This is a genomic window from Flavobacterium sp. (assembly GCF_965262375.1).
Taxonomy (GTDB): Bacteria; Bacteroidota; Bacteroidia; order Flavobacteriales; family Flavobacteriaceae; genus Flavobacterium.
In genome coordinates this window covers 1,711,051-1,732,830 of record NZ_OZ253527.1, presented here as the reverse complement: position 1 = coordinate 1,732,830, position 21,780 = coordinate 1,711,051, and the positions used below count along the sequence as shown (strand labels likewise).

22 protein-coding genes are annotated in these 21,780 nt (G+C 34.5%); 14 read left to right on the top strand and 8 right to left on the bottom strand.

Annotation, left to right across the window (positions count from 1 at the left end):
• Nucleotides 1-2: 2 nt before the first annotated feature.
• Nucleotides 3-1,118: a Nif3-like dinuclear metal center hexameric protein gene (locus ACQY29_RS07985; protein ID WP_428224694.1), complete on the bottom strand. Its 1,116-nt coding sequence runs from the start codon at nucleotides 1,116-1,118 to the stop codon at nucleotides 3-5.
• 103 nt (nucleotides 1,119-1,221) lie between these two features.
• Between ACQY29_RS07985 and lpxK the strand changes: the two genes are divergently transcribed.
• Nucleotides 1,222-2,253, top strand: a complete 1,032-nt coding sequence (lpxK, locus tag ACQY29_RS07980; RefSeq protein ID WP_428224693.1) for a tetraacyldisaccharide 4'-kinase — start codon at nucleotides 1,222-1,224, stop codon at nucleotides 2,251-2,253.
• Complete coding sequence (locus ACQY29_RS07975) at nucleotides 2,225-3,037, top strand: purine-nucleoside phosphorylase (RefSeq protein WP_428224692.1); 813 nt, start codon at nucleotides 2,225-2,227, stop codon at nucleotides 3,035-3,037. Before lpxK ends, ACQY29_RS07975 begins: the two co-directional genes overlap by 29 nt.
• Here the strand turns inward: ACQY29_RS07975 and ACQY29_RS07970 are convergent.
• The 5 genes from ACQY29_RS07970 to ACQY29_RS07950 all read right to left on the bottom strand — a co-directional run bounded on the left by ACQY29_RS07970 (nucleotide 3,024) and on the right by ACQY29_RS07950 (nucleotide 9,000).
• Entirely contained in the window at nucleotides 3,024-5,237 is a 2,214-nt protein-coding gene (locus tag ACQY29_RS07970; RefSeq protein WP_428224691.1) for an ATP-binding protein, read from the bottom strand. The genes ACQY29_RS07975 and ACQY29_RS07970 overlap by 14 nt on opposite strands.
• Before the next feature lie 30 nt (nucleotides 5,238-5,267).
• A complete protein-coding gene (gene gap, locus ACQY29_RS07965) occupies nucleotides 5,268-6,269 on the bottom strand; it encodes a type I glyceraldehyde-3-phosphate dehydrogenase (protein WP_428224690.1) in 1,002 nt (333 codons plus the stop codon).
• Between the two features lie 118 nt (nucleotides 6,270-6,387).
• The gene (lipA, locus tag ACQY29_RS07960; RefSeq protein ID WP_428224689.1) at nucleotides 6,388-7,260 is read right to left on the bottom strand and encodes a lipoyl synthase; all 873 of its coding nucleotides are present in this window, start codon (nucleotides 7,258-7,260) and stop codon (nucleotides 6,388-6,390) included.
• A gap of 74 nt (nucleotides 7,261-7,334) precedes the next feature.
• Entirely contained in the window at nucleotides 7,335-8,051 is a 717-nt protein-coding gene (locus ACQY29_RS07955) for a hypothetical protein (RefSeq protein WP_428224688.1), read from the bottom strand.
• A 121-nt stretch (nucleotides 8,052-8,172) separates the two neighbouring features.
• Nucleotides 8,173-9,000 (bottom strand): energy transducer TonB, encoded by an 828-nt coding sequence (locus tag ACQY29_RS07950; RefSeq protein ID WP_428224687.1) that lies wholly within the window; start codon nucleotides 8,998-9,000, stop codon nucleotides 8,173-8,175.
• Nucleotides 9,001-9,339: 339 nt separating this feature from the next.
• Here ACQY29_RS07950 and ACQY29_RS07945 point away from each other — a divergent pair, with 339 nt between their 5' ends.
• From ACQY29_RS07945 to ACQY29_RS07895, 11 genes are all read left to right on the top strand, one after another.
• Nucleotides 9,340-10,014 carry a DUF2461 domain-containing protein gene (locus ACQY29_RS07945; RefSeq protein WP_428224686.1) on the top strand — a complete coding sequence of 225 codons (675 nt, stop codon included), beginning with the start codon at nucleotides 9,340-9,342 and terminating at the stop codon, nucleotides 10,012-10,014.
• Between the two features lie 66 nt (nucleotides 10,015-10,080).
• On the top strand, nucleotides 10,081-11,094 hold the full coding sequence (murB, locus tag ACQY29_RS07940; RefSeq protein ID WP_428224685.1) for a UDP-N-acetylmuramate dehydrogenase: 1,014 nt from the start codon (nucleotides 10,081-10,083) through the stop codon (nucleotides 11,092-11,094).
• A gap of 47 nt (nucleotides 11,095-11,141) precedes the next feature.
• Nucleotides 11,142-11,642 carry a GNAT family N-acetyltransferase gene (locus ACQY29_RS07935; protein WP_428224684.1) on the top strand — a complete coding sequence of 167 codons (501 nt, stop codon included), beginning with the start codon at nucleotides 11,142-11,144 and terminating at the stop codon, nucleotides 11,640-11,642.
• Nucleotides 11,643-11,675: 33 nt separating this feature from the next.
• Nucleotides 11,676-12,404, top strand: coding sequence for a phytanoyl-CoA dioxygenase family protein (locus ACQY29_RS07930; protein WP_428224683.1), 729 nt, complete (start codon nucleotides 11,676-11,678; stop codon nucleotides 12,402-12,404).
• A gap of 103 nt (nucleotides 12,405-12,507) precedes the next feature.
• Entirely contained in the window at nucleotides 12,508-13,116 is a 609-nt protein-coding gene (locus ACQY29_RS07925) for an FMN-binding negative transcriptional regulator (protein ID WP_428224682.1), read from the top strand.
• A 275-nt stretch (nucleotides 13,117-13,391) separates the two neighbouring features.
• Nucleotides 13,392-14,504: a glycosyltransferase gene (locus ACQY29_RS07920; RefSeq protein ID WP_428224681.1), complete on the top strand. Its 1,113-nt coding sequence runs from the start codon at nucleotides 13,392-13,394 to the stop codon at nucleotides 14,502-14,504.
• Complete coding sequence (locus tag ACQY29_RS07915; protein ID WP_428224680.1) at nucleotides 14,495-15,043, top strand: RNA polymerase sigma factor; 549 nt, start codon at nucleotides 14,495-14,497, stop codon at nucleotides 15,041-15,043. Before ACQY29_RS07920 ends, ACQY29_RS07915 begins: the two co-directional genes overlap by 10 nt.
• Nucleotides 15,044-15,689: 646 nt before the next feature.
• Nucleotides 15,690-16,934: an MFS transporter gene (locus ACQY29_RS07910; protein ID WP_428224679.1), complete on the top strand. Its 1,245-nt coding sequence runs from the start codon at nucleotides 15,690-15,692 to the stop codon at nucleotides 16,932-16,934.
• A 97-nt stretch (nucleotides 16,935-17,031) separates the two neighbouring features.
• Entirely contained in the window at nucleotides 17,032-17,790 is a 759-nt protein-coding gene (rluF, locus tag ACQY29_RS07905) for a 23S rRNA pseudouridine(2604) synthase RluF (RefSeq protein WP_428224678.1), read from the top strand.
• Between the two features lie 85 nt (nucleotides 17,791-17,875).
• The gene (locus tag ACQY29_RS07900) at nucleotides 17,876-18,739 is read left to right on the top strand and encodes a helix-turn-helix domain-containing protein (protein WP_428224677.1); all 864 of its coding nucleotides are present in this window, start codon (nucleotides 17,876-17,878) and stop codon (nucleotides 18,737-18,739) included.
• A gap of 79 nt (nucleotides 18,740-18,818) precedes the next feature.
• A complete protein-coding gene (locus ACQY29_RS07895) occupies nucleotides 18,819-19,358 on the top strand; it encodes a YbhB/YbcL family Raf kinase inhibitor-like protein (RefSeq protein WP_428224676.1) in 540 nt (179 codons plus the stop codon).
• A 156-nt stretch (nucleotides 19,359-19,514) separates the two neighbouring features.
• Here the strand turns inward: ACQY29_RS07895 and ACQY29_RS07890 are convergent, their stop codons facing one another.
• Together ACQY29_RS07890 and ACQY29_RS07885 are read right to left on the bottom strand one after the other, a co-directional pair.
• On the bottom strand, nucleotides 19,515-20,012 hold the full coding sequence (locus ACQY29_RS07890; protein WP_428224675.1) for a DUF4252 domain-containing protein: 498 nt from the start codon (nucleotides 20,010-20,012) through the stop codon (nucleotides 19,515-19,517).
• Nucleotide 20,013: 1 nt separating this feature from the next.
• A complete protein-coding gene (locus tag ACQY29_RS07885) occupies nucleotides 20,014-20,289 on the bottom strand; it encodes a hypothetical protein (RefSeq protein ID WP_428224674.1) in 276 nt (91 codons plus the stop codon).
• Nucleotides 20,290-20,336: 47 nt separating this feature from the next.
• On the opposite strand from ACQY29_RS07885, the gene ACQY29_RS07880 reads away from it, so the two are divergent.
• Nucleotides 20,337-21,743 (top strand): S41 family peptidase, encoded by a 1,407-nt coding sequence (locus tag ACQY29_RS07880; protein ID WP_428224673.1) that lies wholly within the window; start codon nucleotides 20,337-20,339, stop codon nucleotides 21,741-21,743.
• Nucleotides 21,744-21,780 lie beyond the last annotated feature (37 nt).

Below are 21,780 nucleotides of genomic sequence, written 5' to 3'. Positions count from 1 at the left end.
TGTTATAAGTACTTAACTGGATTTGTATTTATTTCTGATAATAGAACTCTGTCTTCCGACAAATAGTTGGCAAAATTACAAATTTTTTTCTTAAGATAATCAACTATATAGTTTTTTATAAATCTTTCACTTTCAAAATGACCTATATCGGCCAAGAGGATGCGATTTTCGGCTTCATAAAAATTATGATATTTCAAGTCGGCAGTCAAATAAGCATCAACATCCGCTTGTATAGCATTTTTTATAGCAAAAGCTCCCGAACCACCTAAAACCGCCACTTTCTGTATGGCTTTATCCAAGATTTCTGTATGACGAATACCGCCACATTGCATTTTTTCTTTTACCATTTTCAAGAAATCCAAACCATTCATTGGCGCTTCTAATTCACCTAGCATACCCAAGCCAATATTTTGATGAGGATTATCTAAAGTATAAATTTCATACGCCACTTCTTCGTACACATGATTTTGGAACAATGCTTTTAAAATTTTTCCTTGCAAATGTTTTTCAAAAGTTACTTCTATCTTGATTTCATCGGCTTCTACAAATTCAAATCGCTCGCCTATTTCTGGATTGCTATTTTCATTCCCCATATAAGTGCCTATCCCTTTCGAATTGAAACTACAATCTTCGTAATTCCCTATTTGTCCTGCCCCTGCTTCAAACAAAGCATTTCGAACTTGATTTGCATTTTCTGGAATGGTGTAGGTAACTAATTTTTGAATAAAATTTTGTTTTGGAATCAATCTTTTGGTGTTTTGTAATCCCAAAGCATTACAAAAAATCTTGTTCACACCTTCTTTGTGATTGTCTAAAGCTGTATGAACCGCAAAAATGGCAATGTCATTTTTAATAGCTTTAAGTACGGTGCGCTCCACATAGTTTTTACCCGTAATTTTCTTGATTCCAGAAAATAAAATGGGGTGAAAGCACACCACCAAGTTACAGTTTTTAACTATAGCTTCCTCGATAACGGTTTCTAGTGCGTCATGGCAAACCAATACGCCTGTAGCTTCCGTTTCTGCATCGCCGACCAGTAAGCCTACATTGTCAAAATCTTCAGCATAAGCCAGCGGTGCCATTTCTTCTAGTATCGAGAGGATTTCTTTTATTTTCATAGGTAAGATTATTGTCTAGACTACAAATTTATTTAAATTTTAGATTAATTCATTTGAATAGCCATTTTTCATTTATGTACATTTGTGTAATAAGAGTTAACAAATGAACCTACTACGCAAATTCCTTTTTCCATTTTCAATACTATACGGGGGTATCACCGCTATTCGAAATTTTCTTTTTGATAAAAATATAATGCAATCAACAAGTTATTCGATTCCCGTGATTGCTGTAGGAAATTTGAGCGTGGGCGGTACAGGAAAAACCCCACAAATTGAATATTTGATTCGATTATTGTCGGATAATTTTAAAATTGCCACGCTTAGTCGCGGTTATAAAAGACAATCCAAAGGGTTTGTTTTGGCAGATGCAACATCGAATGCTGAAATTTTAGGAGATGAACCGTTTCAATTTTACAAAAAATTCCCACAAATCAAAGTCGCTGTCGATGCCGATAGGCGCAATGGAATGTTGCAATTATTATCGTTGAATGAAACACCTGAGGTTGTTTTGTTAGATGATGCCTACCAGCATCGCAAAGTAAAAGCGGGTTTTTATATCATGCTTTCGGCTTATGACGATTTGTTTTATCAGGATTTTATGTTGCCTACAGGAAATCTTCGGGAATATAGAAGTGGAGCCCATCGTGCGGATATGATAATTGTCACCAAATGTCCCAAAACTATTTCGGAACTTGCACTAGAAGAAATTAAAAATAATGTAAGACGTTATACAAAGGCTGAGACGCCAGTGCTTTTTACAACAATAGGCTATGATGAATTATTGTTCGGCGCTGAAAAAACTTTGGAGTTGAAAGAAGTCTTAAAAGAATCAGTATTGGTGGTGGCTGGAATTGCTAAACCAAAACCTTTTTTTGAGTATGTCAAGGCAACAACTGAGGATTGCATGGTTTTTCCTGACCATCATCATTTTTCTGAAAAGGATATTGCTTCCATTTTAGAAAAAGCCAAGGGGAGAAAAATCATCACTACCGAAAAAGATTATGTACGCTTAAAAGGTCAGTTGCCCGACCATCAATTGTATTATTTGCCTATAAAAAGTGTTTTTATAAAAGAGGAAGAAGTATTCAAAACTAAAATTTTAGACTATGTGGGAACAAGTACAACAAACCGTTGATTTCATTACTGAGAAAACAAATTTTACGCCTGAATATGGTGTGATATTAGGAACAGGCTTGGGGAGTTTTACCGATGAGATGACTATCGATTATATTTTACCATATAGCGAAATCCCGAATTTCCCCATCTCGACAGTTCAAGGTCACAAAGGCGCTTTGGTTTTTGGCACAATAGGAGACAAGAAAATTGTAGCCATGCAAGGACGCTTCCATTATTACGAAGGATATACGATGCAAGAAGTGACATTTCCCGTGCGTGTGATGAAACAAATAGGGATAGAAAAACTTGTTGTGTCCAATGCTTCGGGTGGAGTAAACCCGAATTTTCAAGTAGGTACCATAATGCTAATTAAAGACCATGTGAATATGATGCCGGAACATCCGCTCCGTGGGAAAAATGATGAACGCTTTGGCCCTCGTTTTGTAAATATGAGTGAACCTTATAGTGTAAAAATGATAGCAAAAGCGAAAGAAATCGCTCAAGAACTGGATATAGTTGTTCAAGAAGGGGTTTATTTAGCACTACAAGGGCCTACTTTTGAAACACTGGCTGAATACCGTATGGTAAAAGCCATAGGGTGCGATTGTGTAGGTATGAGTACGGTGCCCGAAGTAATCGTGGCACGACACATGGATATGGAAGTTTTTGGTCTTTCCGTTATTACCGATATGGGCGATGCGGAAAACATTGAAGCTGTTTCGCACCAAGAAGTTTTAGAAGCTTCTAAGAAAGCCGAACCCCATGTTCGTTTGTTAATTAAAGAATTGATTAAGCAATACTAGTGTCAGAAAGCAAGTTGGTCTCGATGATTTTATAAAAAACATCGGGATTAAACGGCTTAGTTATGACATCATTCATCCCAAATGACATGAGCATTTCCCTATTTTCATTTAGTGAAATAGCCGTCAGTGCTATGATAGGAGTGTAATCGTTAAATTTTCTAATTTCCTCAGTAGCAAGTGTTCCATTGATACCTGGCAAATGCACATCCATCAATGTGATGTCGTAATGGTTGTTACGCATCATATCGATAGCGTCTTCACCCGTTTCGCAAATCGCTACCAGCATTTGTTTTTTCTCTAAAATCTTTTTGGTAATCATTTGATTGATTTTGTTATCTTCAACCAACAAGACTTTTTTGCCTACAAACACAGTGTCGTCTAATTCTTTTTCGGGGGCCTTTATCAATTCTGTAGAGCCATTTTCTAAAACTAAATCAAAGAAAAATTGCGAACCTTCTCCTACAGTACTGGTTACTTTGATGTCTCCTTTCATTAATGAAACCAAACGTTTTACGATGGTTAAACCTAAGCCAGTTCCTCCGTATTTACGGTTGATTTCAACCGAACCTTGAGAAAAACTCTCAAATATTTCATCCAATTTATTTTCAGGAATACCAATACCAGTATCGCGTACTTCAAAATGAATCGTGCTATGATTATTCTGATTCGAAACAAGTTGTGCGACAAAAGTAACCTGACCTTTTTTGGTGAATTTTAAAGCATTATTAATTAAGTTGATAAAAACTTGGGACATTTTAGTAGGGTCGCCTATCAAAAAATCTGGAATATTGGGGTCGATTTCCATTTTGAATTGGTTTTCATTTTGCCCCGCTAATTCTTTTAAAGAATTGTAAATATTATTGACCAATTCTCTAAAGTTGAAATTGATTAAATCCAATTCAATGTTATTAGATTCAATACGATTAATTTCTAAAATTTCGTTGATATAGGTTAAAAGGTAATTCCCTGAAAACTTCAACGATTTTAAATATTCTATTTGACTTTCTTTAGGGTTTTCATCTAATAAAAGATGTGAAATTCCGTTGATAGCATTCAGTGGCGTACGCAATTCGTGACTTACCGTCGAAAGGAATTCTGACCTTGCTTTAGATGCTTTTTCGATGCGTTCTTTTGCAATTTCCAACTCGTTGTTCTTCTCACGAAGTAATTCATTTGACTTGTTTCGGATGATATTGTTTTTATACAACGATAAACTCAACAAGGATAAAATCGTGATTAAAGCAATACTTAAAATATTGATAAGTTTTGAAAATTGCCCCGCTTTTTCTTGGCTTTTTTTATCCTTATCTAACTTTTCCATCGAACGCATTAAGTCGTCAACTTTAACTTGTTCATTGATTAAATGTTGATTTTTTTGTTCGTCTATGGCTTCTAACGAGTCTTTAATGCGAAGATGCTTTTTTAAATAGATAAGTGCATTATTAGTCAACGCCATGCTGTCATATACCTGACTCAGTTGAAAAGTAGAACGAAGTTGCAAACACGTATTTTTCTCTGGAATACTCAATTTATATGCTTTATCTAAATAGTTTAAAGCATCATTATAGTTTTTTTCTTTACTTTTTACAATTCCTAATTGGTATAAAATTTCCGATTCGTTTTTTTCAATTACTTTAGCTTGTTTCGAATTTAAAAGTTCTGTCAAATTAGCTTCTGCTATTTTAAAATCATTTCTTTTAATGTACAACTTAGCCTTTTCAATTTGCATCACCACTTTGGCATCTAACAAATCGATGTTTTCATACACCGAATTAGCTTTACTAAAATATGTTTCTGCTTTAATTTTATTTCCTTTGTTTAGATAACAAACTCCTAAATTAAAATATGACAATGCTAACTTAGTAGATGGTTCTAAAGTATTGTAAATAGAAACCGCACGTATAATTTTCTCAATAGCGTTATCATATTTTTTTAAATCTAAATACACTAAGCCTAAGGTATAATACCCATTAGCTAACGATGCATTATTTAAATTCTTTTGAGCAAACAATATGGATTTATTAGCATTTTCTAATGCTTTTTCGTAGATTTTTATTTCTTTAAAACGAATGGCTGTTTCCGCGTAATAATATGAGCTATCAATACGAGATTCAACAGTAGTGTCTTCCGAAGCAAATATCGTTTCGGGAGTGAGTAAAGTAATTAAAAAAACAAGTAAAAGGAGAATTCTCTTATACATGGGAATTTTCAAAAAATTCCTTAAATATAATTAATTTCTCACAATAAATTCGATTAAATCAATAATTCTCGATGAATAACCTATCTCGTTATCATACCAACCTACTACTTTCACCATTTTATCAATAACCGATGTCAATTGCGCATCAAAAAGACATGAATTTGGATTCCCTAAAATATCTACGGAAACTATTGGGTCTTCGGTATAGGCTAAGATGCCTTTCAATTCGTTTTCTGAAGCATTTTTAAATGCCAGATTAATTTCATCGATAGTTACTTCTCTTTTAACATTGAAAGTAATATCGGTCAAAGAACCATCAGGCACGGGAACACGAATGCCACAACCACCCATTTTACCTTCCAGTTCAGGGAAAATTTTAGTCAAAGCTTTGGCTGCCCCTGTAGTCGTAGGCACTATGGATTGAGAAGCGCCACGGGCTCTACGTAAGTCTTTATGGGGTTGGTCATGCAAACTTTGGTCGGTCGTAAAGGAATGTACTGTAGTTATATACGCTTGTTCAATACCGCAAAGTTCTTGAATCACTTTAATCATCGGGGCGGCATTGTTAGTCGTACAACTGGCATTAGAAACAATAAGTTCCGAACCGTCTAAAATATGTTCGTTTACACCTAATACTACCGTTTTTATAGTTTCTACTTCCGCAGGTGCCGATAGGATTACTTTTTTAGCACCAGAAGTGATATGCTGATGAATTGCTTCGTGCGTTTTGTATTTACCTGTGCTTTCCACTACAAAATCAATCGCTAAATCATTCCAGTTTAACTTTGAAATTTCTTTTTCATGAAAAAAAGCATACGAATTTTGATTTACACAAATCCTTGTATCGGTATGGCTTACCTCGTAAGGAAGTACGCCATGGATACTGTCGTATTTTAATAAATGCGCCATGGTTTTATTGTCAGCAATATCATTGATGGCAACAACCTCTATGGTAGGGTGATTGAGTAATAATCGGAATAAATTTCTTCCAATTCTTCCAAAACCGTTAATGGCGATTCTTGTTTTTTTCAAGGTAATCTTTTTTGTTAAAAATATAGTTTTTATAACTGCAAAGGACACAAAGAATGCGCTAAGCTCGCTAAGATTTCTAAATTCTAAATTCTAAACTCTAAACTCTAAAATCTAAATTCTAAAGAATATGCTTTTCTGCGTGATAACTTGAGCGTACCAAAGCCCCACTCTCCACATGACGGAAACCTAATTCTTTGGCAAATTTTTCATAATTCGCAAATTCTTCAGGCGTTACATAACGTTTTACGGGTAAATGTTTTTTACTTGGTTGTAAATATTGACCAATAGTGATAATGTCAACATTTTGATTACGAATATCACGAATGGTTTCGTAAACTTCTTCTTCCGTTTCGCCTAAACCTAACATGATACCCGATTTGGTTCTACGAATACCTTGTTCTTTCAAATATTTTAAAACGGCTAAACTACGGTCGTATTTGGCTTGAATACGCACTTCACGGGTTAAGCGGCGTACCGTTTCCATATTATGCGAAACCACTTCTGGATTTGCTTCTATAATACGGTCAATGATTCGTTCTACCCCTTGAAAATCAGGAATTAGTGTTTCTAAGGTAGTTTCAGGATTCATACGACGAATAGCTTTGATGGTTTCAGCCCAAATGATTGATCCCATATCTTTCAAATCATCGCGGTCCACACTGGTAATCACCGCATGTTTGATTTTCATGATTTTAATAGAACGTGCTACTTTTTCAGGTTCGTCCCATTCAACGTCTTCTGGGCGTCCCGTTTTTACGCCACAAAAACCACACGAACGCGTACAAACATTTCCTAGAATCATAAACGTTGCCGTTCCTTCTCCCCAACATTCTCCCATATTAGGACAACTACCTGAAGTACAAATGGTGTTTAGTTTGTATTTATCAACCAAACCGCGTAATTCGGTGTATTTTTGACCAATAGGTAATTTAACTTTCAACCATTTAGGTTTGCCTGTAGGTAATATATTTGAAGCTGTAGTTGTTTCCATAACATCATTTTTGCATGGCAAAGATAAGCATTGTCGGGAATATGGTGAAGACTAAAGAAGATTAAGATAACTTCTTATTCCGAAAATTTGGATTGAATATTGAACTTGTATTTTAATTCCTTGGAGTAACCACCAGCAAAATCATATAAACAGCCTGCCAAGGTCCCCCAAGAGTTATACCATAATACTTCAGTTAAAGGTATGTTTCCTAGGATGGTTAGGTTGTATTGGGTTTTATTAAGGAGCCAATGTGATTTCCAAAATTCAGGGAAAAGAAAATTAAACAATATAATATATATCAATATAAATAGCAATGCGTTTAATATTCCTGATAAAAGAGCAGGAAACCATAAATCAGGTCTCATGAATAATATAATTCCTGTAACAAAATAACAAGCAAACCCTGTAACAAAAATAGAATTGAATTTAAGTAATGACGAAAATATCCCCATCAATGAAATCCCTAAAAATAATAGAAGAGAAAAAGCAGGAACTCTTTTTTTCTGGTTTTTAACATTTTCTTCCGTAAAAAACACATCAAAAAGGGTGATGGATAAACTCACGATAAAAAAAGCTGATAAACCATCCTCTATTGAAAATTGTCCTACGCCAGCGGTGGTAGGCGGTTGCCAATAATCTTCAAAATACCAAATCTCAGATACCCATCCAAAAGGAACCGCAAAAAAACCAGCTTTCAGCATTCTTTTCCTGAGGTCTTTTCGGTATGCAAAAATGAGTATCCAAGGGATAAACATTAAAAACGACAACATTAAATATGCGTAAGTAGTCATTAAAACCAATGAGTTTATCATTCAGTTGGCAAATATATAAGGTTTTATCGAATAAATAAAAAAGCAAAAGCCACTCAACAATTTCCTATTGAATGACTTTTTAAAATTGAGGTTAATCAATTTAGTTTACTTGTACCGTAATAGGTAAAGAATATTGCGTACGCACGGCTTGTCCTTGGTAAATACCTGGTTCCCATTTCGTTTTGATCGATTTTAACACACGTATCGCTTCAGTGTCTAAACCGAAGCCAGGACTTCTTGGTACTTTAATATCGGTAATGCTTCCATCAGGTTCTACTACAAAGAAAACAATAATTTTAACCACACTGCTTTCTTCCATTTCAGGAGTTTGAAAACGGTTGCTAACGATTTTTAGAAAGGCTTCTAATCCCCCAGGAAACATTGGACTTTTTTCTAAAATAGCTGGTGAAACCGGGCCTTCTGGAATCGATGGTTTTTCTACCGGTGTCGATGGTGTAGGTTCGGTAATATTTCCTTTAGGGTCACCTGTAACGCTACCATTTAAAGCCATCGGGTTTTCAGAGATTTTTTTGCCGACATCCTCTGGTTTTGTAAAATCCGTTTCAGGAGCATCTACTGCTTGAACAATATTAGGGTTGATTAAATTTTGTGTTTTTGGAGCTATTTTATCCGCTTTCTGGATTTGACGCTCAATCTCTTTTTGGATTTCTTTTTTAGGTAAAACAACTTTGGTTACGACTAATGGCTCTATGAGTGGTCCATGTGAAGAAGTAACAGGTTTATCCGTAAAAGAACTCAAAATAATAGGTAATGAAGCAATACCCGCTAATAAAGTCATTCCGCTAAAAAAGGCTTTAGCACTAGTACTTCCATCTTCTCGGCGTAATTGATACGCACCGTATGCCTTGTTTTTTCCCTCGAAAACAAGTTCTAACCACTCGGTATTATTTATGTTTAACTTTGACATAATTTTTTGGTTTTAAATAGTAAATAATAAAAAGACTACTGCAGCTAGTATTTTTATGTATGAAATAATTGTGCCAAAAAGTTAAAATTTTGTAAAAAATGTAGAAATTTTTCTAAAAAACCCACAACTCTTTTTTCTAACAAGCTGAATAACAAAACTCTTTAACAAAACAACATTTAACTACTAAAACACTAAACCACAATTTCCCCGTTGAACAACATTCTTCTAAACGGATTGAAAAGTATTTTCAAACAAACACGAATACATTTCCCCTCTCTTCTTAACTGGTTATGTTTAACAAAAATCCCTATCTTTAGCTTTTAAAATCAATCAAAAATCATGTTTACACAAGATGCCATCAATTTTCTAGAAGATTTAAAAGCGAACAATACCACGGAGTGGATGCATGCCAACAAAAAACGTTATGAAGCCTACAAAAAGGACTATCATGCGCTCATAGCATCAGTGCTTGATGCCATGAAACCTTTAGACCCAAGTTTAGAACCTCTAGAAGTTAAAAACTGTACGTTTCGTATTAATAGAGATATTCGCTTTTCTAAAGACAAATCGCCGTACAAAACCAATATGGGCATTTGGATGACGACCAACAAAACTCGCAAAAACAGCCCTGGCTACTACATCCATTTTGAAAAAGGAAAATGCTTTATTGGTGGTGGTGTTTGGTGCCCTGATGCGGATGAATTGAAAAAAATCCGTCGAGAAATTGCATTTTTCCATGACGATTTAGAACAAATTGTGGAGGATGCTACTTTCAAAAAAGAATTTGGAGCTTTAGACATTGAAGAAGGAAATGTACTTAAATCAGCGCCAAAAGGTTATGAAGCTAACCATCCAGCCATCGAATATTTAAAATTTAAAAGCTTTACCATTTCACAACCGATAGCCGAAAAAACATTTTCTGACAAGCAATTTGCCCAAAAAATCGCTCAGAAGCTTATATTAATGAAACCCTTAAACGATTTCTTGAACCGAGCACTTGATACAGAAGAGTAAAACTCCTTTTTTCTTTGTGTAGTTTGCCAAATCTTTGCGTACTTTGCGGTTAAATAAAATGTAAAAATGAATATCCTACATAATTTCTCTTTAAAAAATTACAACACTTTCGGAATTGAAGCTAAAGCCCAACAATTTGTAGCGGTTCACTCGATAAAAGAACTCAAACAGGTTTTACAACATAATGCAGAACTAAAGAAATTTATTTTGGGCGGGGGTAGTAATATGCTTTTAACAAAGGATATCGAAGCTTTAGTGATTCACATTGATTTGAAAGGAAAAAAAGTAATTCGAGAGGATGAAGATTATGTTTGGGTAGAAGCACAAGCAGGTGAAAACTGGCACGAATTTGTACTTTGGAACATTGAAAACAACTTTGGAGGCATCGAAAACATGTCTTTAATCCCTGGAAATGTAGGCACCACACCTGTGCAAAACATTGGGGCTTATGGTGCCGAAATCAAAGACACTTTTGTTTCCTGCCAAGCTATGCATATTGCCACACAAGAACTGAAAACCTTCACGAACGCCGAATGTAAATTTGGTTACCGTGAAAGCATCTTCAAACAAGAAGCTAAAGACCAATACATTATTACTTCGGTGGTTTTTAAACTCACCAAACGCCATCATAAAATCAATACGGGTTATGGTGATATTCAAAATGAATTAGCCAAACACAACATTACCGAACCTACAATTAAAGACGTAAGTAATGCCGTAATTGCCATTCGTCAGAGCAAATTACCTGACCCAAAAGAATTAGGTAACAGCGGAAGTTTCTTCAAAAATCCAATTATTTCGAGAGAAGCATTCCACAAAGCCAAAGCACAACATCCCGAAATCAAACATTACGAAGTGTCCGAAACCGAAGTAAAGGTTCCAGCGGGTTGGATGATTGAACAAGCAGGATTGAAAGGCTACCGCGAGGGCGATGCGGGCGTACATGCACGACAAGCTTTGGTTTTGGTAAATTATGGAAATGCAACTGGACAAGACATTTTAAATCTATCGAAATTGGTACAAAAAACGGTTTTGGATAAATTTGGAATTGCCATTGAAGCAGAAGTGAATGTAATTTAAACCTTTTGTTTCAAGTTTCAAGTTAATTTTGTTTAAAGTTAAATCGTATGAAGAAAATTCTCGAAACGCCTCGTCTTTATCTCAGGGAATTAAAAGTCACTGATGCAGAAGATTTTTTCCTTTTAAATCAAGACCCAGAAGTTATCCGATATACGGGCGATGTAGCTTTTAATCATATTTCTGAAGCTGTATCTTTTTTACAAAACTACAATCCGTACGAATTATACGATTATGGGCGTTGGGCGGTCATTCGCAAAGAAGATAACGCTTTTTTAGGTTGGTGTGGACTAAAATATTCCTCAGACTTAGACGAAGTAGATGTGGGTTTTCGTTTCTTTAAAAAATATTGGAATCAAGGATACGCAACCGAATCGGCCAAAGCGAGTTTACATTATGGTTTTGAAACTTTACATTTAAACAAAATTGTAGGACGTGCTATGAAAGCCAATAGCGCCTCCATAAAAGTGTTGGAAAAAATCGGGATGAAATATACAGGCACTTTTGATTTTATGAAACATGAAGGAGTGTTGTATGAAATTCAAAAATAAAATCTCCTAGAGTTCAAAATAGTTTTTTCAATTATGACAACTACAAATCAAGCTACTACAAAACACTTTGAGGAACATGGGTATGCAATTAAAGAAAACATTTACACCGATAATGAGGTCAATGCTATACTTGATTGTATTCAAAAAAACGAAAATTCGAATTTGAATTTTAGAAAAAACACCGAAATATTTGCCATTCGACAAGCACTGAATGAAATTCCTGAACTCAAAAATCTGATTTTCAATAAAAACCTAAAGGCACTCATTCAAGAACTTGGTAGCGAAGCGTATTTTGCAATCAAATCTATATATTTTGACAAACCAGAAACTTCAAATTGGTTTGTTCCCTATCATCAAGATTTAACCATTTCAGTTACCAAAAGAATTGATACCGAAAATTATTGCAATTGGACCAAAAAGAATGACCAAGTAGCTGTTCAGCCTCCTTTATCCGTGTTAGAAAATATTTTTACAATTCGTATTCATTTGGATGATACTACTTTTGAAAATGGAGCGGTTAAAGTAATTCCTCATTCTCATTTGCAACAAATCATTCCTATTGCAGATGTAACCATCGATAAAAGTAAAGAAGTCGTTTGTGCTGTTCCTAAAGGTGGTGTAATGCTTATGAAACCCCTTACTTTACATGCTTCAACACGAACAATCAATCACCAAAGAAGACGCGTATTACATATTGAATTTTCAAATCTAACCTTAGATAACCAATTGGAATGGGCTGAGTTTTGTACAATTTTCGAATAAGTCTACAAATTCGGTTTAAAAATCCTATTCTTTCTACTTAGAAATCCATTTACTATAACTGTAAAAGCTTATTTTTGGATTACAACTTATATAGTAAAAAGAAATGTACATCCCTGATTTATTCAAAAACGAAAATCAAAAAGAAATTACAGATTTTCTGCATAAAAATGCTTTTGCCATTCTTATTAATCAAACCAATGGTAAACTTTGGGGCACGCACACGCCTTTGTTTTTTGAGGCTGAAAGAAATTGTTTCAGCGGTCATATTGCCAAAGAAAACCCTCAAGCTTCTAGCCTAAAAGATGGCGATGAAGTCTTAGCCATTTTCACTGGCCCACACACTTATATTTCTTCCTCTTGGTACGACCATGAAAATGTCCCTACTTGGAACTATATTGCCGTACATGTTTATGGGAAAATTCGAATTTTAAATTACGAAGAAACTGTTGCTTCCCTGAAATTATTAGTCAACAAATACGAAAGCAAACAAGAAAACCCACTTCGAATGGAAGATTTATCTGAAAAAACCATACGCCAAGCGAGAGGCGTTGTTGCTTTTGAAATTGAAATAACCGAGATTCAAGCAAAAAAGAAACTATCCCAAAATAGAGACGATAAAAACTATCAAACTATTATTCAACATTTAGATAAATCAACCGAAATCAGCGACCTACAAATTGCAGAAGAAATGAAGAAGAATAGAAAAGTGTGATGATGGGTGATGGATGATGGATGATGGATGATGGATGAGAATTTAGAAATTAGAAATTAGAATTCAGAATATAGTTGACTCTAATCTTTGAATCTTTGAATCTTTGAATCTTTGAATCTTTGAAACCTGAAACGTGAAACCTGAAACGTGAAACCTGAAACGTGAAACTTGAAACGTGAAACTTGAAATCTGAAACTTAACATTCGTCTCTTACTCTTTTTTGGGAAATGTTAATATAAAAAACTACCTTTGCAGCTGCAATTTCAGAAAATTTTATGGAGCTATTTTTACTCGTTTTATTTTACTTTTTCCTTGCTGTAGTAGCCATTCAAATGGTGTATTACCTTTTTATTTTTGGTAAATTTTCTTTTGGTAAACCTCAAGAAACCAAAGAAAAACACATTCCGGTTTCGGTACTTGTGTGTGCTAAAAATGAAGAAGAGAATTTAAAAAAACTCATTCCTTTACTGGCTAAACAAGACTATCCAAACTTTGAAATTGTAATCATCGACGATGCTTCTTACGATAATACTCGTTTTTTAGTAGAAGAATTTCAAAACGAAATTCCTAATTTAAAATTGGTTAAAGTAGAAAACAACGAAGCTTTTTGGGGCAATAAAAAATTCGCTTTAACACTGGGTATCAAAGCGGCAACAAAAGAATACCTCCTATTCACGGATGCAGATTGTTTTCCAACATCTGACCTTTGGATTAAAGAAATGACATCGCACTTTACCATGCATAAAACTATTGTATTGGGCTATGGTGCCTACGAAAAAGAATCGGGGCTTTTGAATAAATTAATTCGTTTTGAAACACTTTTAACCGCAACTCAATATTTTTCTTGGGCAAAATTAGGCAAACCTTACATGGGCGTAGGTCGTAATCTTGCGTATAAAAGAGAAGAATTTTTCAAAACCAATGGCTTTATCAATCACATGAAAATCCGCTCGGGTGACGACGATTTGTTCATCAACGAAGCTTCTACTGCTGGTAATACCGACATTTGTTATTCGCCAGAAAGTTTTACCTATTCAGCTCCCAAAACTACATTTGGTGAGTGGTTTACGCAAAAGCGCCGTCATGCTTCAACCGCTAAACATTATAAAGCTTTCGATAAAAACCAATTGGCATTATTTTACTTAAGTCAATTTTTATTTCTTGTCACGCCTATCGCCTTACTTGCCCTGCAATACCAATGGATTATCGTATTATGTGCCATCGGATTACGCTACATAAGTGCTTGGATATCGTTAGGATTTTCTGCTGGAAAATTACAAGAAAAAGATGTTATGTATTGGTACCCTATTTTGGAAATTATCCTTATATTCACACAACTGAATGTGTTTTTTAGAAATCTAATTTCAAAACCCGTTACTTGGAAGTAAAAAAATATATCGAAAAAGCGATTAAAGGAGACCAAGTGGCATTTACTTTCCTCTTGGACAGCTATTGGAATGAAGTTTATGCTTTTATGTTGCAACGCACCGAAAACGAAACCGATGCTGAAGACATAACCATAGAAACTTTTTCAAAAGCTTTTGACAAAATAGCTTCTTACAACCCCGAATTCCAATTTAACACTTGGCTGATTGCCATTGCCAAAAATGTTCACATTGACCTTTTGCGCAAAAAGAAATCCTCTTTATTCATCGATATTACTGACGAGGAAGATGATATTGCCTATGGTATTGCCGACAATTCTCCCTCGGCAGAAGACCAAATCATTACCGAACAAAACCTTAACCGTCTGCTACAGTTTATCAAAGAGTTGAAACCTGCCTATCAGGAAGTTATTCAGATGCGTTATTTTCAAGAAATGAGTTATCAAGAAATAGCCGATGAACTCCACGAACCCTTGAATAATGTAAAAATCAAATTGTTACGCGCTAAAAAATTATTGGCTGAGATTATTACGAAGTCTTAGTTTTTAGTGGTCAGTTCAACTGTAGTATTCAGTGGTCAGTCACCATTTTCGGATATCAGTATTTGTAACGTTTAAAAGTTATTTTTAAAAACTAATAATCTTTAGTATGATTTCTTTCAAAAAACCTTTTTTAAAAATAACATTCCCTATAACCCTCATCATTTTTTCCCTTTTCACAAAATGGTGGTATGTACATGTGGAAGACGGAACTGATGGAATAATGTATGGGTTTCCGTTTATCTATCAAGCTCCCGCCTTTTACACTTCTGTAGCACAAGAATACTTCCTTCTCGAATTATTTTTAGACATATTCTTTTATTGGTGCATGATAACAATTCTCCTATTATCGATAAACAAATTCCTTTACTGTATAAAAACAAATAAGACAACGACTTATTTCCTCTATATGAGTACTTTTATTTTAGTCTGTATGCATCTTTTATTAGCAAGTTCACCTGAAAATAAATTTTCACTTTACCGAGAAGATAATATCATTATCAAAAAAACTGGCTTTAAATATTTTTTCTCAAATAAAGAATAACAGTAAACTAAAAAATAAATTCTTAAACAAGTTAAAAAAAGAGACTTTCAAAGAGGATTTTCAACTTCATTCAAATTTCCTATCTTTGGCGAAAACCAAACCAAAATGCAAACTTTTAGCCAAAAAGAAAAACTAAAACACCTTTTATCATTACCTGTTATTGTCGCCTCTTTAGGCTATTTTGTAGATATATACGACTTATTACTTTTTGGTATTGTACGTGTACCCAGCTTAAAAGATTTAGGGTTAGATGCTGATGTTGCTGGAACACTCATCATGAATTACCAAATGACAGGATTGTTATTAGGCGGAATACTTTGGGGCGTTTTAGGAGATAAAAAAGGGCGTTTGTCTGTCCTTTTTGGGTCAATCATCGTTTATTCTTTAGCAAATATTGCTTGTGGTTTCTTACCTCAATTCCCTTTTGAAGACAAAACAACGACCTATGCCCTACTGCGTTTTATTGCGGGTATTGGTCTGGCTGGGGAGTTGGGTGCTGGTATTACTTTAGTCGCCGAATCTTTACCCAAAGAACTTCGCGCTATAGGCACTTCTATCGTAGCTGGTTTCGGCTTGTTTGGAGCTGTAGTAGCAAATCTTACAGTGGAAATGGCGAACAGTTGGACTACAGCTTATTTTATAGGAGGAGGCTTAGGCTTATTACTTTTATTTCTACGAGTTGGCGTAGTAGAATCAGGGATATATCAAGATATTGAAAAAACAAAAGAGGTTTCTAAAGGAAATTTCTTAATGTTTTTCACCAATTGGAACCGATTTGTTCGTTACGTCAAATGTATTTTAATAGGTTTACCCACTTGGTTTTGCATAGGCATCCTAGCGGTTATGGGAAATCAATTTGCTCCAGAATTAGGAATTACCAACATTACTCCAGGTAAAGCTATTATGTGGGCGTACGTAGGGATTTCGGCAGGCGATTTTTTGAGCGGCTTGATTTCACACGCATTACATTCACGAAAAAAAGCCATTTTATTCATGATGTTGTTTACCGTTGTAGGCGTGATACTCATGTTATATAGCGGACAAATAACCGAAAATCAATATTATTTTTACTGTGCTTGGCTAGGTTTAGGCACAGGTTACTGGGCTATGTTTGTGACGGTTGCTTCCGAGCAATTTGGAACGAACATTCGAAGCACTGCTACCACAACAGTTCCTAATATGGTGCGCGGTTGTTTGCCTATTATGCTTTGGGGTTTTGATAGTTTCAAGCAAACAAATTCTGTGATTACCTCCGCTACCCTTGTTGGCATTGTTGTTTTTCTCTTAGGAATTTATGCCACGATGACCATTAGCGAAACGCATAACCGCGATTTGGATTTCGTAGAGTAATTTATTTAAAACTGATACAACTTGAAAAAGTAAAAAAGACTTACATAGATATAGAGATACATTCAGAAATAAAAAATCAAAGTCATATCTTTGCCCTATGGAAGAAAACAAAACACGAATCAATAAATTTTTATCCGAAACAGGTTATTGCTCCCGTCGGGAAGCTGATAAACTTTTAGAACAAGGACGTATTACTATCAATGGAAAAGTTCCTGAATTAGGCACAAAAGTTTCTATTGAGGATGAAATTCGTGTGGATGGTAAACTTATCCGTGAAAAAACCAGTAAACCTGTGTATCTGGCATTTCACAAACCTGTAGGTATTGAATGTACTACAAACTTGACGGTTAAAAACAACATTGTTGATTACATCAATTATCCAAAACGCATTTTTCCTATTGGCCGCTTGGATAAAGCCAGTGAAGGCTTGATATTCATGACTGATGATGGCGATATCGTGAATAAAATTCTTCGTGCTCGTAACAATCACGAAAAAGAATACATAGTAACCGTTGATAAACCCATAACCGAAAAATTCATCAAAAAAATGGGTAATGGGGTGCCAATTTTGGGTACGGTAACCCGAAAATGCAAAGTAAGTCAAATTAATCCAACTACTTTCAAAATCATCCTAACTCAAGGGCTTAACCGTCAGATTCGTCGTATGTGCGAATATTTAGGTTACGAAGTAACCCGATTAAAAAGGGTACGCATCATCAACATTTCCCTTGATGTTCCCTTAGGTCGTTACCGCGATTTGACCGAAGCTGAAATCAAGGAATTAAACCAATTGATAGCTCCTTCAAGCAAAACAGAAGAAGCTAGTTTACCTAAAACAGATTTTAGAAAAAAATAAAAAGACCGAAATTACGGTCTTTTCCTTTTTACACTTTTGTATTAGAAAACAAAACACTAAATTTAATCCAGTTTATTTTCAAAAAATGCAAAACAACCATACCTATAATCTACCCCTCGATTTTTGTAATGACAACAAGATGGATTCAGTGGTGTATTACTATACAGCAGCACAATCCTCTATCAATAATCGCATTTCATTTTCCCACAATGTTCTAAGTCTTTTACTAGAAGGATACAAGGAGGTCTACAGTAACAATAGTAATATTTCTATTGAAAACAACAAGTTCTTTATGCTTCAGTCTGGAAATAGCTTAATGACTGAGAAACTAATAAATAATCGTACCTATGCTAGTATTCTTTTCTTTTTTTCAGATAATTTCCTAAGCAATTTCGTAGAAAAAAGAAAACTTCTACTTCATCAACAACCTGTAAATGAAAACACAGAATCTATTATCGTTTTTGAAAAAGACAATTACATTTACAACTTTGAACGTTCGATGATGTTATTAGGCGATGATATGAAAAACGATTATCACTTGGCAGAAACTAAACTCGAAGAAATTCTTATCTATCTCTGGAAAAAAAACTCAGAAAGCATGAGTTCATTTTTTCAAAAAATTTTATTCCAAGATAAAGAACAATCATTCAAAGACATTATCAAACAATATGAATTAAGTAATCTAAATATCGATGAATTAGCCTTTCTGTGCAATATGAGCCTTTCCACTTTTAAAAGGAAGTTCACGGAAACTTACAACACTTCGCCAAGAAAGTATTTTATAGGAAAAAAAATGGAAAAAGCGCTAATTGAATTGCAAAAGAACAGAAGACCATCAGATATTGGTTTTGAACTTGGTTATGAAAACTTATCTGCTTTTAGCAATGAATTCAAAAAGCATTTTGGTGTAGCCCCCAAACATTACAGTAGTCAATTTGAACCAAAATAATACTTTTTTGATCAAAAAGCGTAACTTTCAAACCGTACATCAGTTGTAATTTTGCCTCATCAATTTAAAAATTAAAAAGATGAAAAAAATTTTATTTCTGTTAGCAACTTTAGCTACTTGTGCAGCTAACGCTCAGAATTTTACACTTAAAAGTAACGATTTAGGTGGACAAGCAACTACCAAACAGGTTTTTAATGGATTTGGCTGTACAGGTGAAAACTTATCTCCACAATTATACTGGGAAAATGCTCCTAAAGATACTAAAAGTTATGCTATCACTATTCATGATGAAAATGCACCAACAGGAAGCGGCTGGTGGCATTGGTTAGCATTTGACATTCCAGCAACCACAAAAGAATTAAAAACGGGCGCTGGCGATATCGCTAAAAATTTAATGCCTGCTGGAGCTATTCAAAGTTTAACCGATTTTGGAAAAGCTGGCTATGGAGGTCCTTGTCCTCCAGAAGGCCATGGTTTTCATAAATACACCATTACTGTGTATGCTTTAAAAACAGAAAAACTAGGCTTAGACAAAAATGCTAGTCCAGCTTTAGTTGGATATTATTTAAATGGCAACACTATTGAAAAAGCATCAATTGTGATGTATTACAAAAGATAAAACCCTTTTTTGCCCCACAAAAAAGTAGAGGCTGTCCAAAAAGTTTAGGACAGCCTTTTTCTTTACTAAAATATTCGGACACCTATCGGAGATAGTTTTCATATAAGCGATTCTCAAGAACTAGCTTCGACTTTTAGGACACCCTCTTTTTATTTTTCATTTCTTCGAAGCTTTGTTTAATTCTTCACCACCTGGAAGATTCATTCGTTTAGTTAATAATGAAATTTCTTGCAAGGAAAACTCACCTGTTAAAGACATCAAAATCGTTTCTTTACCTTCGATAAACAACAACAACTCGTTGACATTATTTGAACCTGCAACCGATTTTACAAAAATCTTAGAACTTTTCCCGTTTTCATTTACTCGCATCAACTCTTCCAATTTACCGCTATAGTGCTCCACATTAGCACGCATATCGGAAGCAGTTTTAACACTTGTCGTTTTAAAAACTTTAAGATTGTCTAATTTTTTTATCAAATTCAAATAGGCTTGATCTTCTTTGGTTTCCATTTTAACCTTAGCCATTAATTCGAACATTTTATTATTCACGATTACCGAGGTAACATTATCTTGACCTTCATATTTATCAAACGGAGTTTGAGCATAACTTGACAAAGACAATACTATCAAAAACAGACTATATATATTTTTCATTTTATTCTTTTTTAAAAATTTTATGAGTGGTATTTTCATACGCTTTCAAAGAATGAGCATTTTTTATGCCAGAATTTAATTGGGTAGATACCAAATTCAAAGCTTTTTGCGTTTCTTCAAAAGCCTCTTCGGGTGAATTGCAAGTTCCTAACATGGCTTTTTCACTAGTTTCATTTTGATTTTCAATAAAATAAAAATAAGAACCAAATCCCAAAAATGCGATGGCAAAGGTCAGAAACCAAAATAAATTTCTATTTTTAACTTTTTCTTTCTTCATGTTAGCATCACTTAGATGCTATAAAAATACGTTATAAACCTTAAAAAATGAAAAAAAAGATTTTCAGAATACTCGCTTTAGCAACTTTAAGTACTCTTTTTAGTTGTACTGATATTGATGATCAGCCTAATTACTCGGATAGAGACGTTTATGATTTCGTTTGGAAAGGTCTCAACAAATACTACCTCTATCAGGAAAATGTACCAAATTTGAATGATAGTCGATTTTCAAATCAAAATGAATTGGATATTTTTTTAAACAATTATAATAAGCCTGAAACTTTATTTGAAAGTTTATTATACAATCGCGGAACGATAGACCGATTTAGCGTTATTTTTAATGATTACACAAAACTGGAACAAGTTTTATCCGGAAGTAATGACACTAACGGAATGGAATACGGAGTGAGTTTAAAAACGGGGAGCTCAACAGACGTCTTCGGTTGGGTAAAATATGTCATGCCTAATAGCGATGCCGCAAGCAAAAATATCAGTAGAGGAACAATTTTTTATGCTATAGATGGTATCCCCTTAACAATGTCTAATTATCAAGGTTTACTTAATAAAACATCATATACTTTAAATCTTGCAGACTATAACAACGGGGCTATAACCCCAAATGGGCAAAGCGTGACTTTAGAAAAAAAACCATATACCGAAAATCCTGTTTTTCTTACAAAAACTATTGATTTAGGAAGTAAAAAAGTAGGTTATTTGATGTACAATGGTTTTTTCAGTGCTTTTGATACTCAACTTAATGAAGCATTTGGAAGCTTAAAAGCAAATGGTATTAGTGATCTTGTATTAGATTTGCGTTACAATTCTGGAGGATCTGTAGCTACAGCTACCCGACTTGCAAGTATGATTACGGGGCAATTTACGGGGCAAACTTTTGCCAAGCAACAATGGAATAGTAAATATATGGCAAGTACTGATCCTGCTAATTTGATTAATCCTTTTACAAATACACTAGGAAATGGAAGTGCAATCAATTCGTTAGGGCTTTCAAAAGTGTATATTTTAACTACAAAAAGCACCGCATCAGCTAGCGAATTAGTGATTAATGGCTTGAAGCCTTATGTGAATGTAATACAAATTGGGCGTACCACTACAGGAAAAAATGTAGGTTCCATTACTTTGTACGATTCACCCAATTTTCAAAAGCAAAAACTAAATCCAACGCATAAGTATGCTATGCAACCGTTAGTTTTAAAAATTGTTAACAAAGATGGTTTTGGCGATTATTCTTCAGGTTTAACACCAACCTATGAACTTGCAGAAAACTTAGCCAATTTGGGTAAACTAGGCGAAATTGACGAACCTTATTTAGCAAAAGCACTTGGATTAATTCAAAATATCCGACTAGGCATACAAAAATCAAAAGATTTTAAAACTCATGAAGAAATTATAGATAAATCTATTAGAAATCTAGAAATGGAAATGTATATAGACTAAAAAAGGGACTCGATGGAGTCCCTTTTTTAGTCTATAT